This is a genomic window from Chitinophaga lutea, from assembly GCF_003813775.1.
Taxonomy (GTDB): domain Bacteria; phylum Bacteroidota; class Bacteroidia; order Chitinophagales; family Chitinophagaceae; genus Chitinophaga; species Chitinophaga lutea.
In genome coordinates this window covers 2,032,250-2,045,212 of the sequence record NZ_RPDH01000001.1, presented here as the reverse complement: position 1 = coordinate 2,045,212, position 12,963 = coordinate 2,032,250, and the positions used below count along the sequence as shown (strand labels likewise).

11 protein-coding genes are annotated in these 12,963 nt (G+C 54.6%); 9 read left to right on the top strand and 2 right to left on the bottom strand.

The window, feature by feature from the left end; genetic code table 11:
• The first annotated feature begins 50 nt into the window (after positions 1–50).
• From EGT74_RS08165 to EGT74_RS08150, 4 genes are all read left to right on the top strand, one after another.
• Positions 51–1,442 carry a peptidylprolyl isomerase gene (locus EGT74_RS08165; RefSeq protein ID WP_123846014.1) on the top strand — a complete coding sequence of 464 codons (1,392 nt, stop codon included), beginning with the start codon at positions 51–53 and terminating at the stop codon, positions 1,440–1,442.
• 359 nt (positions 1,443–1,801) lie between these two features.
• Positions 1,802–3,529 (top strand): amidophosphoribosyltransferase, encoded by a 1,728-nt coding sequence (locus EGT74_RS08160; RefSeq protein WP_246008151.1) that lies wholly within the window; start codon positions 1,802–1,804, stop codon positions 3,527–3,529.
• A 110-nt stretch (positions 3,530–3,639) separates the two neighbouring features.
• Positions 3,640–4,140 carry a SixA phosphatase family protein gene (locus EGT74_RS08155; protein ID WP_123846012.1) on the top strand — a complete coding sequence of 167 codons (501 nt, stop codon included), beginning with the start codon at positions 3,640–3,642 and terminating at the stop codon, positions 4,138–4,140.
• An 87-nt stretch (positions 4,141–4,227) separates the two neighbouring features.
• Positions 4,228–5,511, top strand: coding sequence for an alpha/beta fold hydrolase (locus EGT74_RS08150; RefSeq protein ID WP_123846011.1), 1,284 nt, complete (start codon positions 4,228–4,230; stop codon positions 5,509–5,511).
• Between the two features lie 2 nt (positions 5,512–5,513).
• On the opposite strand, the gene EGT74_RS08145 is transcribed toward EGT74_RS08150, so the two are convergent.
• A complete protein-coding gene (locus EGT74_RS08145; RefSeq protein ID WP_123846010.1) occupies positions 5,514–5,900 on the bottom strand; it encodes an acyl-CoA thioesterase in 387 nt (128 codons plus the stop codon).
• Positions 5,897–6,793 (bottom strand): SAM hydrolase/SAM-dependent halogenase family protein, encoded by an 897-nt coding sequence (locus EGT74_RS08140; RefSeq protein WP_123846009.1) that lies wholly within the window; start codon positions 6,791–6,793, stop codon positions 5,897–5,899. Before EGT74_RS08140 ends, EGT74_RS08145 begins: the two co-directional genes overlap by 4 nt.
• Positions 6,794–7,155: 362 nt before the next feature.
• Here EGT74_RS08140 and EGT74_RS08135 point away from each other — a divergent pair, with 362 nt between their 5' ends.
• The 5 genes from EGT74_RS08135 (at position 7,156) to EGT74_RS08115 (ending at position 12,906) form a co-directional block, all read left to right on the top strand.
• On the top strand, positions 7,156–7,638 hold the full coding sequence (locus EGT74_RS08135; protein ID WP_123846008.1) for a hypothetical protein: 483 nt from the start codon (positions 7,156–7,158) through the stop codon (positions 7,636–7,638).
• Between the two features lie 161 nt (positions 7,639–7,799).
• Entirely contained in the window at positions 7,800–9,206 is a 1,407-nt protein-coding gene (gene aspA / locus EGT74_RS08130; protein ID WP_181954734.1) for an aspartate ammonia-lyase, read from the top strand.
• Between the two features lie 75 nt (positions 9,207–9,281).
• Positions 9,282–10,328 carry a type II asparaginase gene (locus EGT74_RS08125; protein WP_123846007.1) on the top strand — a complete coding sequence of 349 codons (1,047 nt, stop codon included), beginning with the start codon at positions 9,282–9,284 and terminating at the stop codon, positions 10,326–10,328.
• Between the two features lie 48 nt (positions 10,329–10,376).
• Complete coding sequence (locus tag EGT74_RS08120; protein ID WP_123846006.1) at positions 10,377–11,717, top strand: anaerobic C4-dicarboxylate transporter family protein; 1,341 nt, start codon at positions 10,377–10,379, stop codon at positions 11,715–11,717.
• A gap of 22 nt (positions 11,718–11,739) precedes the next feature.
• Positions 11,740–12,906: a porin gene (locus EGT74_RS08115; RefSeq protein WP_123846005.1), complete on the top strand. Its 1,167-nt coding sequence runs from the start codon at positions 11,740–11,742 to the stop codon at positions 12,904–12,906.
• The last annotated feature ends 57 nt before the right edge of the window (positions 12,907–12,963 follow it).

Below are 12,963 nucleotides of genomic sequence, written 5' to 3'. Positions count from 1 at the left end.
TTGTGCGGCTAATTTTTTATTGGTTATTTTGGGTTCTCAGTAACGTTACTATGAAAAAATTTCTCATATCCTCTTTTGGCGCCGTGCTCCTGTTCCAGGCGGCAACCGCCCAACAGGGTCAGAAAATGGTGGCCGACAAGATTGTTGCCAAAGTAGGGGATAAGATCGTCCTGAAATCGGACATTGAATCCGCACTGGTGGATATGCAGCAGCAGGCCCTGCAAGGCCAGCCCCTGCCGCCTAACGCCACCTGCTCCGCCATCGAACAGATCATTGCCCAGAAAATACTGGTACTGCAGGCCGAGCGCGACTCCCTGCCCATCAGCGAATCGGACGTGGACGGCCGTATTGAAAGCCAGATCCGCTGGGCCGAACAACGCTACGGCAGCCGCGAGAAAATGACGGAAGTGACCGGCTATACCATTTATCAGCTCCGTGAGCGTTTCCGCGATGCCATCCGCGAAAGCATGCTCGCGAAAGCCATGCGCGATAAAATCGTGAACTCGGTAAAAGTGACACCCACGGAAGTAAAATCCAACTTCGAAAAAATCCCGAAAGACAGTCTCCCGTTCTATGAGTCCGAACTGGAAATCGGCCAGCTCATCCTGCTGCCGAAAGCCAGCCGCGAAATGGACAAATATGCGATCGACCGCCTGCTCGACCTGAAAAAGAAAGTGGAAAATAAAGAAGGCGACTTCAGCACTTACGCCAGCCTCTACTCGGAAGACCCGGGCGTGAAGGAAAACGGCGGCGTATATACCCTCAACCGTAACGACAAAAACTGGGACGCAGACTTCCTGTCCGCTTCGTTCCGCCTGAAAGAAGGCGAAATGTCCAGCCCGGTGAAATCACAGTTCGGCTACCACCTGATCAAAATGAACAAACGTGCGGGCGACAACGTGGTGGTGCAGCACATCCTGATCAAACCCAACGTGGTAAGCTCGGATATCGCCGCTTCCATTGCCAAACTCGACACCATCCGCACCAATATTCTCGCAGGAAAAATGAACTTCGGCGAGGCCGTGGCCAAATACAGCGACGAGCCCATGGCGAAATTCAACGGCGGTATGCTCCAGAACCCGCAGACCGGCAGCACCTTCCTGACGGTAGACCAGCTCGACGACCCGTCCACCAAAGACATCGTGATGATGCTGGATTCCCTCAAGCCGGGCGGCGTATCGAAGCCGATGCAGTTTGAAGACGAGCAGGGCCGCAAAGGGCTGCGCCTCGTGTACCTCAAAACCCGCACCGAGCCCCACCGCGAAAACCTGCAGGACGATTATTCCCGCATCCAGGCCCGTACCCTCCAGGAAAAACAGGCCGTTGCCCTGAGCAAATGGCTGGTGGACAAAATCCCCACGTTTTACGTGCATGTGGAACCGGAATACCGCGAATGCGGCAATATCTCCAAATGGATGGCCAACACGGTCGCCACACGGTAGTCAACAACGAACACGCTTACAATATTCAGGATCCCGGAGCTGCAAGCCTCCGGGATTTTTTTTGCCCTGTTGTATCCGGAGTGCCGCGCCGCGCGGAAATCACCGCGGTAATGGCGGCCGGGTTTTCCGGAATGGCGTTTTCGCTTGCAAACAGCCACCATCGCCGCTTTGTTAGAGGAATGCTAAAGCCGTGGTGATTTGAATATTTAGGCGTAACTTTGCGACTTCAATTTTACGGCATGAGTGACGCGATAAAGCATGAATGCGGTTTAGCATTCATAAGATTAAGAAAACCATTCTCTTATTATCAACAGCAATACGGATCGGTTTTCTACGGGCTTAACAAGCTGTACCTTCTCATGGAAAAACAGCATAACCGCGGTCAGGATGGCGCGGGAGTGGCCACTGTAAAATTGCACACCGAGCCCGGCGTGCCCTTCATGCACCGTATCCGGAGCAGCCAGCCCCAGCCCATCGGGGATGTATTCGGCAGGATCCGGGACGAAATCGCGGAAATCGAAAAGTACCAGCCCGAAATCACCAAGTACCCCGGTTTGATGAAAGGCCACCTGCGGTTCCTCGGCGAGCTGCTGATGGGCCACCTCCGGTACGCCACCCAGGGCAAAAACAACGTAGAGCTCTGCCATCCTTTTGTACGCTACAACACCATCCCCGCCCGCAACCTCACCATGGCCGGCAACTTCAACCTGGTGAACGTGGAAGAGCTGTTCAACTTCGTGAAAGTGCAGCCCGGGGAAACCCATAAAAACAGCGACCTGGCCGCCATGCTCGAAGTGGTGCACCACTTCCTCGCCAAGGAAGACGAACAGCGCCAGAACGGCCTCGACGTCAAAGCTATCCTCCAGCAGGCATTTTCCATGTTCGACGGCGGTTACCATGTTTGCGGCCTCATCGGCTCCGGCGACGCCTTCGTTATCCGCGACCCGCACGGCATCCGCCCGTCTTATTATTATGTCAACGAAGACGTGATCGTGGCTGCTTCCGAAAGGGCCGCCATCCGTACCGCGTTCAACGTAGGGGAAAACGAGGTGATGGAACTGATGCCCGGCACCGCCCTGATCGTGAAGGAAAACGGCGAATACAGCATCGAAGAGATCATCCCGGCCAAGGAACGCCGCGCCTGCAGCTTCGAACGTATCTACTTCTCCCGCGGCAACGACGAGAAGATCTACAAAGAACGCCACGCGCTGGGTTATCACCTCTCCGAAACCGTACTGAAAGCAATCGACAACGACCTCCGCAATACCATCTTCTCCTTTATTCCCAACACAGCCGAAGTGGCCTTCTACGGCCTCATCAAAGGGCTGGAAGACTACCTCAACAAAATAAAGGTAGAGCGCATCATGAGCTGGGGGAAAGATTTCGATGAAGAGAAACTCACCGAAATGGTGAACCGCCGCGTACGCATCGACAAAATCGCGATCAAGGACGTGAAAATGCGCACCTTCATCACGGAAGACTCCAGCCGGAACGAAATGGTACAGCACGTGTACGATATCACGTACGGTACCGTGAAACCCGGAACAGACACACTGGTAGTGATCGACGACTCCATCGTGCGGGGCACCACCCTGCGCGAAAGCATCATCAAGATGCTTGACCGCCTCGGCCCCAAACGCATCATCGTCATGAGCTCCGCCCCGCAAATCCGCTACCCGGACTGCTACGGCATCGACATGAGCAAAATGGGCGAGTTCGTGGCCTTCCAGGCGGCCATCGCGCTCATCCGCGAGCAGGGCAAGGAATACATCCTCCAGGAGGCCTACGGCCTCTGCAAGGAGCTGGAACGCACCAATACGCTCAATGCGCAGAACGTCGTGAAGAACATCTACAAACCCTTCACACCCGAAGAAATATCCGCAAAAATCGCTCAGATCATCACACCGGCAGGGATCAACGCCCAGGTGGAAGTGATTTACCAGAACATCGAAAGCCTGCACGCCAGCTGCCCGAGCAATCTCGGCGACTGGTACTTCACCGGCAATTACCCCACTCCCGGCGGTAACCGAGTGGTGAACAAGGCGTTCATGAACTATATGGAAGGCAAGAACGAAAGAGGATATTAATCCCGTTTATCATTGTTAACTTTTCCTTAATTCGGGGTGTGAATTTCACCCATGTTTTTACTTACGGTAAAATGCCGTAATTTAGGGGTAGTCAATGGTTTACGATGTGTATGAAAACATTGTTGCTCATTCGCCACGCCAAATCCAGCTGGAACGATCCCGAAATGGATGATTTCGACCGGCCGCTGAATAAGCGTGGCAAGGAAAACGCCCCCGAAATGGCCACCCGGCTGCTTTCACGGGGAACCGTCCCCGAACTCATCATATCGAGCCCCGCTAAACGCGCCCGCTCTACCGCCCGTATTATGGCCAAAGAATGGAAGTATCCCAAGGAGGCCATCCTGCTCGAAGAAGAACTTTACCTCTGTTACGCCTCTACGTTTTTGAAAGTAATCACCAAAATAGACGATGATTTTAATGCCGTAGCGATCTTTGCCCACAACCCCGGCATCACCGATTTCGCCAACTACCTCACCGAAGAGATCCGTATCGACAACGTGCCCACCGCCGGCATCTTTGCCATAGAAGCCGAAACAGACCACTGGGAAGAATTCGACCGCGCCAAAAAACGGTTCCTCTTTTTCGACTACCCTAAAAGCGAAGTTTTCTAGCCGTTCTTTTAACATTTCCGAAGCCCCCCATTTAACATATTTTTCAGGCTTGCCATCCTATTTTCAGTCCATGAAAAATTAACCCGTATGACTGCACGAATTTTACTCCTCCTTATTTTATGTCCCTTTTTTGCAACCGCCCAAACCGGCGGTAAAGGCTGGGGCGCCTTCAACCGCGTAGCTACCGTCAAAGAAGAATGGCGTGGCAAACCGTTCCGGCTCACCGCCACCGCCAAAGCGAACGGCGCTAACGAGATTTCCTGGGCCGGCATCTGGGTACGCGTGCACGACGTCACCGGCGCCGGTAATTTTTTCGACAACATGAGCGACCGCCCGGTGAAGACCGATCAGTGGACCAATTGTGAGATCAAAAGCAAATTTAAAAAGAACGACAGCCTGATTTATTTCGGGGGACTGTTTGTCGGGCCGGGCACGTACGGCTTTGACCAGTTTTCCCTGCAGATCGAAACCAGTCCGGATAAATGGGAGCCTGCCGCCTTGCCGGGAATGGAACTGGCTGCTTCGGAAGATCTAACTGCCTGGTACATGCCCAGGGACAGCACAGGCGTCAAATACGCCATTGCAGTTCAGCACCTGGAGATCGATGCCGCCAACCTGGGCGTGCCCGCCTCACCGACGGGGCGCACCTCTACTTATGGCGCGAACGACAAAGCCGGAGGTTACGCCAACGTGAACGGCATCAAAATTTATTACGAGGTTTACGGGGAAGGGGAACCGCTGGTATTGCTGCATGGCAACAGCCAGGCGATCGTCGTGTTTACGGATCTCATCCCCGAACTGGCCAAACGGTACAAGGTGATCGCTATCGATACGCGGTTGCAGGGCAAGTCCGGCGACGACGGCACCCGCCTGACGTACGAGCTGTTTGCCGAAGACGTGAAAGGTGTGCTCGACCATCTGAAACTCGAAAAAGTCAATCTCTTCGGCTGGAGCGACGGTGGTAACACGGGGCTTATTCTGGCCGGCAAATACCCCCACCGGATCAAAACCCTGATGACCATGGGCGCCAACCTGCAGCCGGATACCGCCAGCGTGAAACCGGAAATATTGAATCTGCTGGCTGCCGAAATTGCGAAACTGCCGCCGGAGAAAACCAGGGAAAAACGGTTATGGACGCTTTGCCTCGAAGAACCGCACATTTCCGTGGAACAGGTAAAGAAGATTAAATGTCCTACACTGGTCATGGCCGGCGACAACGACATGATCCAGGATGCGCACACACGCTTTATCGCATCCACGATTCCCCGGGGCGAACTGCTGATATTCGAAAACGCGACGCATTTTGCGCCTACTGAAATCCCGGTGAAGTTCCGGGAAGCCATGGAAACCTTTTTGCAGAAACATCGATAACACTATGCCTCCAGCGGCACCGGGCGTTTGTATTCGTCGATGGCTACAAAGGTGAAGGTGCCGCTGATGGCTTTATAGCGTTCGGTGGAATACATCTCCTCCACAAAAATTTCCACCAGTACTTTCAGGCTCGTATTGCCCGTATGCACCACCCGTCCGATCAGCTCCACGATGGTGCCGGCGGGAATGGGTTTGGTAAAATCGATCTTGTCGGACGACACGGTGACCATGCGTTTGCGCGCATAACGCGTGGCGGTGATGAACGCCACTTCGTCCATCAGCTGCATGGCGGTGCCGCCGAATAAAGTGTCGTAATGATTGGTGGTGTTCGGGAACACGGCTTTGAAAATCCGTGTTTCGGATTGATCTATTCTTTGTTCGTGATTCATCTTTTGCTGATTTCCACCGTCCACTCCGGGCCGCTGGCGATTTTGTGCCGCGCGGCGAAATTGTCCATGTTCAGTGCGAACGAAAGGTTCATGAGGCTGTTCTGGTAGGCGAGCGGCTGTCCCTCTTTCACGCCGGCAAACGTGGTGACGTAAGGCATTTCGCCGCTATACACCGGTTTGTTGTTATGCAGGATGCGCACCCGCAGCCTGTCGCCATAGCCGAGGCGCAGCGCTTTCAGCGTGTTTTCATCGATGTTCGTCCACACATTGCCGTACTGCACGTCGAGGATGGGAATATTGCCTTTGATGACCCCGTTCGCCGCAGTAGCCTGCTGGTACGGGATCCGCAGCACCTCCGCGGGCAGCAGCGGCCCTACCGAATCAAAGGGCATCACGCCCGCCGCCAGTCGCGCCCCAGTGTAAGCGTATACATCACGGCCGTGGAAGGTGTACGATCTGGAGGAGCCCGGCAGGCGGTTGCGCTGCTCGTCGATTTCCCGCACGGCGCTGATGCCCATGTTTTCCGCGATGAGCGTCAACGTCCCGTTGTCCGGTGTTACGAAGAAGTGGCCCGTTTTTGTTTGCGCCACCACCGATTTGCGCGCCGACCCTACGCCCGGATCCACCACGGATACGAACACCGTTCCCGCCGGCCAGTAAGCGGCGGTTTGTTGCAGCCGGTAAGCCGCTTCCCAGATGTTGTACGCAGGGATTTCGTGGGTGAGGTCGAATATCTTCAGCTCCGGCGACACACCGAAGGCCACGCCTTTCATGGCAGATACTGCGCCGTCTTTCAGCCCGAAGTCCGTTTGCAGCACAAGCGCTTTCTGCTGCGCGTTCAGCGGGGTGAAATAAAAACAAAGTATAATGAGCGGGAGCAGGAACGGCTTCATTTTTGGTGGGTTTGAGGGGTATAAAAATAAGGAATTAATCTGTCTGCTTAGGCAATATGCCCTCCATGCTTTCAGCTCCGGCATGTATAACCCATTGAAACACTATGCCTTTAGCAAATCTCCCTTTCACTCCCCGCGTTTTTGTTTACAAATGGTTTCATTTACCGGGGATAATCCTTATTTTCGTAATTATAGATAAAGATGTCCGGAAAACAGCTTTATGTTTTCCGGGCAGATCGATTAACTGGTAATGAATTGAATTTGCAAAGTGGGTGTGCTGCCATCGGCAGGCCTAACAGTTATGCGTATACCTTGTAAAAGCAGCAGTGCTCACTCAGTACCGCTATTTATCTGATTTTATTTTGTCATTGAACGTGCAGGAATACATAGACAATGGGATGGTCGAAAGCTACGTGCTTGGTATTTCAACTCCTGAAGAAAAGGAGGAGATAGAGCTGTTGCTGAAAGAATCGCCGGAACTGCGCACCGAGCTGCGGACAGTAGAGCGAACCATTCACCGCTTATGGCTGGAAGAAGCCGTACAACCTCCCGTGGAGTTACGTGCCCGCACCCTGCGCCCCTACAACTGGGCCGACACCAGCCCGCAGGATCCGCCCGGCGGCAAAAAAGCCAACTATACTTTCATCAATATTGCGCCGAATCAGAACGATTACATCACCGTGCACCGCATGTGGAAGTGGATCTTCTTTACGGCGTTCCTCCTTTTTAAATTCTGCCTTTTCCTCGCCATTTATTTTTACTTCAAATACCGCCAGGTAGAAGACCGGCAACAGGAAAGGGAGAAAGTCCGCAAAGAGCTCCAGCAGTCCACCCCGCCGCGCTGATGCCTGCGGCGGCCTCCTTTAAAACATCATGAACGTTGCAGCTGCCCCCGTGGCGGAGGTGACGATCGTATTTCATTTCGGGGCTTTCAACAAATTCCGCTTTGCCGCTGTTTAAGATGAACGAGGAAACAACAAATGCTAATCCACTCAATAATCCAATTATGACGCCAAGACGAGAACATGATTTCCTGGGCGAAAAGGAAATCCCGAAAGATGTGTACTATGGAATCCAGACGCTGCGTGCCATTGAAAATTTCCATATTACCGGCATCCCCCTGAAAGTAGAGCCCCTGTTTGTACAGTCCCTCGGCTATGTGAAAAAAGCGGCAGCCATGGCCAATGCGGATCTCGGAGCCCTGAAAAAAGACATTGCGGACTACATCGTGAAGGCCAGCGACCGGGTGATCAGCGGCGAGTTCAACGACCAGTTCATCACCGACCTGATACAGGGCGGCGCGGGCACGTCCGTGAACATGAACGCCAATGAAGTGATCGCCAACGTGGCGCTGGAAATGATGGGGAAAGAAAAAGGCGACTACGAGCATTGCCACCCCAATAACCATGTGAACTGCTCTCAGTCCACCAACGACGCCTATCCCACCGCGTTCCGCATTGCGCTCATCAACAAGCTCACACTCTATAAGGAAAGCCTGCGGGCCCTCGCTGAAGCCTTTGAAACCAAGGGTGGTGAGTTCAACCAGGTGCTCAAGATGGGCCGCACACAGCTGCAGGATGCCGTGCCGATGAGCATGGGCGACGAGTTCCGTGCCTTCGCCACCACCATCCGAGAAGAGCTGGCCAGGGTGGAAGAAAGTAAAAAACTGATCGCCGAAATCAATATGGGCGCCACCGCCATCGGTACCGGCGTGAATGCCCCGGAAGGATATGCGGACCTGGTGGTGAAACACCTGCGCGCTGTAACCGGCCTCGACCTGATACTGGCCACCGACCTGATCGAAGCCACTAACGATACCGGCGCTTATGTGCAGCTCTCCGGCGTGCTGAAACGCACCGCCGTGAAAATCTCCAAAATATGCAACGATCTGCGCCTGCTTTCGTCGGGGCCACGGTGCGGGCTCAACGAAATCAACCTGCCGCCGATGCAGCCCGGTTCTTCCATCATGCCCGGCAAAGTGAACCCGGTGATCCCGGAAGTGGTGAACCAGACAGCCTTTTACGTGATCGGCGCCGATCTTACGCTGACCCTGGCCGCAGAAGCAGGGCAGTTGCAGCTCAACGTGATGGAGCCGGTGATCGCATTCTCTCTGTTCACTTCCATCACCTATATGACCAACGCCTGCAACACGCTGCGCGAAAAATGTGTGACCGGCATCACCGCGAATGCCGACCGTACCAGGGAAATGGTGATGCAGAGCATCGGCATCGTAACCCAGCTGAACCCCATCATCGGGTACGAAAAATCCGCCGCCATCGCGCGGGAAGCGCTGGAAACGGGCAAGTCCGTGCACGACATCGCCGTCAAGGAAAAGAAACTGGTGACCCAGGAAAAATGGGATGAGATATTCACCTTCGAGAATATGATCCGCCCCAAATTCATTAACAGCTGAACCGGCGGGGGTGAAACGTCCGTTCAGTGAAGCCGGGCGTTTCATTCCCGCAACGGCTCGGCAAAATGCAACCCGATGAAAAAATTCGCGTTATGGATGGCGTTGTTAATCCCGGCATCCGCATTCGCCCAAAAACTTCCGAACGTTGTGATCCTGGCCACCGGTGGCACCATTGCCGGCGCGGGAGAATCCAGCGTGGGCAGCGCCTACACGGCTGGCAAGCTCCCGATCGACGCATTGCTCAACGCCGTGCCCGAGGCCCGGAAAATAGCGAACCTCAGCGGTGAACAGGTGGCGTCCGTGGGCAGCCAGGCCATGCACGACAGTGTGTGGCTCAAACTCGCCAAGCGCATCAACGTTCTGGCCGCCCAACCCGATGTGGACGGTATCGTGATCACACACGGCACCGATACCGAAGGCGAAACCGGCTTCTTTCTACAGCTCACCGTCAAAACCGAAAAACCCGTGGTGCTGGTAGGCGCCATGCGCTCCGCTACCGCTATTTCGGCGGACGGCCCCATGAACCTGTACAATGCGATCGTGGCGGCATCCAATCCCAAATCGCGCAACCGGGGCGTGCTGGTTTGCATGAACGACATGCTTTTTTCCGCGCGCGAAGTCACGAAAACCAACACGACCAACGTAGCTACCTTCCAGAGCCCGAACACGGGCCCGCTGGGTACGGTGTTCGACGGGAAGGTGGAATATTACCACGCCATCCTCCGCAAACACACCGTTCAGACAGAATTTGACATCAGCCAGGTGAATTCTTTGCCAAAAGTGGATATCTTGTACGGCTACGCCAATATGAACCCTGTACTGCTCGATGCGTTGGTGAAAGACAAGGCGCAGGGCATCATCATTGCAGGCGTGGGCAACGGTAACCTGTACCCTACGGTGGAACGGCAAGTGAAAAACATTACGCGTACGGGCGTGGTCGTGGTGCGTTCTTCCAGAACGGGCAGCGGCAGGGTAACACTGCATTCCGAAACGGACGACGCCGCGCTGGGCACCATCGTGGCGGATGACCTGAACCCGCAGAAAGCACGGGTGCTGTTGCAACTGGCATTGCTCAAAACCCAAAACCCGCAAAAGATACAGGAGATGTTTTTTGCGTATTGAAGCAGGGCCGGGCACTCATTCAACCAAATTGTATAAATACATCTATTCATGATCTGGCTTCAATTCGCAATCCTTCTCGCCGCTATCCTCATTGGCGCCCGCTTGAAAGGCATCGGCCTGGGCGTAATGGGCATGGTGGCCCTGGCCATCTACCTGTTCGTTTTCCGCATGCGGCCCGGCGAGCCGCCCATCGATGTGATGCTCATCATCCTCGCCGTTGTGTCTACCGCCGCCACCATGCAGGCTGCCGGCGGTATGGATTATCTCGTGCGCATCGCGGAAAAGATCCTGCGCAGCAAACCCTCGATGATCACATTGATGGGGCCGCTGGTGACCTTTTTCTTCACTGTATTTGCCGGAACCGCGCATATCACCTATTCGCTGCTGCCCATCATCGCGGAGGTGGCCACACAAAAAAGAATACGGCCGGAGCGCCCGCTGAGCATATCCGTGGTGGCCGCCCACCTGGGTATTACGGCCAGTCCCATTTCGGCGGCTACGGCGGCCATGATCACCATCCTGGCCGGGCAGATCGAGCTCGTACAGATCCTGAAAGTGTGTATTCCCGCCTGCCTTGTCGGTATCCTGGCGGGTGTGGCCGTGGTCTGGAAAAAAGGCAAGGAACTGGAAAAAGATCCCGTGTTCCTCGAAAAAATGAAAGACCCGGATTTTGCCAGGGAACTGGACGCATCGAGCGCGGATGAATCGAAACCCCTGAAACCCGGCGCTAAAACTTCAGTGATCATTTTTGGCGTTGCGGTGTTATTAATAGTATTGGTAGGCGCATTCCCCGCCATGCTCCCCCGGTTTGAGCCCGGCGCGGCCAACCTGTCGGTGAATGCGAACGGCTCCATCAAAATGGCGGCTGTGATCGAACTGGTGATGTTGTCGGCCGCGGCGCTGATGCTGCTGTTTACGAAAACCTCCACAACGGATGTAGCGAAAGCCAGCCTGTTCACGGCCGGCGCACAGGCCGTGGTGTCGATTTTCGGGGTGGTGTGGATGAGTGCGACCTTCATGGAAGCGAACTCCGCCGCCATCCAGGCAGCGCTCGGAGAAATGGTGACGGCGGCGCCCTGGACCTTCTCCATCGCCCTGTTCGTGCTCAGCATGCTGTTGTTCAGCCAGGCGGCCACCACCAAGGCGCTCATGCCGCTGGGCGTGTTGCTCGGCATTGCGCCTAACAACCTCGTGGCGATGTTCCCGGCTACCAACGGCGACTTTGTACTACCGGGCTACCCTACGCTGCTGGCCGCGATCAACTTTGACCGTACCGGCAGCACCTATATCGGGAAGTACCTGGTGAACCATAGTTTTATGATACCGGGGCTGGTGAGTGTATCGGGCGCCGTGGCGGCTGGTTTCCTGTTCGCCCACCTGTTCTGGTAGCGCCGCAACCAAAAACCTGTTTATGCGTTGTTTAATTACCCTGACCGTTTTTTTCCTGCTGGCGCCTGCGCTCACACGGGCGCAGCGCCAGGAGGATACATCCACTGTCCGTCAGCCCATCATACCGGTCGCCAAACAATCGTTATTATCCAATATCGACATGATCGCGAATATGCAGATGTCGTTTCAGAACGAATTCAACGAGGGCACCTACACGCGGTCCCGCTTTGTGCTGAACCAGTTCCGCCTCGAGATCAAAGGAAAGGTGCATGAAAAGGTCTATTTCCGTTTCCGCGACCGGTACACCAGAACGGTGGTGCCGCAGAGCATCGATAACATCAGCCGCTCCACAGATATGGCTTACCTGCGCTTCGACCCCAGCCCCCGCTGGAAAATCTACGCCGGTAAAATGAGCGCAGACTGGGGAGGATATGAGTTCGACGCCAACCCGGTGAACATTTACGAGTACTCCGACATCATCGAATATGCAGACAATTTTCTGACCGGCGCAGGCGTTGGATATGTACTGCCGGGCAACAAACAGGAGTTTACCCTGCAGCTGCTGAACACCCGTACCGCTTCGTTTTATGAGTTGTACGACACCATTCCCGGCATCCAGGAAGCACGTTTCCCCTTTGCCGCCGTGGTGAACTGGCGCGGCTCTTTTTTCGGCGGGAAGTTCAATACCATCTGGTCTTATTCGCTGTTCAGGGAAGCGGAGTACGAATACATGAATTATTTCGCCCTCGGCAACCAGCTGAACCTGAAAAAATTCCGGCTGGCGTATGATTTCAAATGGAGCAACGAACAGCTCGACCGGAAAGGCATCGTATCCTCGTTCACGGATAATGTGGGATTGAAAACGGCGCAGAACGTACGCTACGTCAGTCACTGGACGCAGGTCGACTACCGGGTGTCCGAAAAAGTGAACCTGTTTTTTGTAGGTATGCTCGACGATGCGCTGTGGAAGGCACCCGGGAAAAATGACCGAACCAGGCTGCGGACGGCCTGGGGATATATACCGGGCATTGAAGTATATCCTTTTGACAATTTTAACCTGAAAGTATTCGGGGCGTTCATAGGCAGGAAATATACCTATACGGATGAAGCCAGACAGGTACTGGGTATGAAGGACTCGGACAATTACCGGGTTTCGGTAGGCATCATCAGCCCCCTCGTGATATTGTAGTGTAAAACACACAATGCGGATCCCGAACGCAGCTGCACAATTCAGCGGACAATCGCA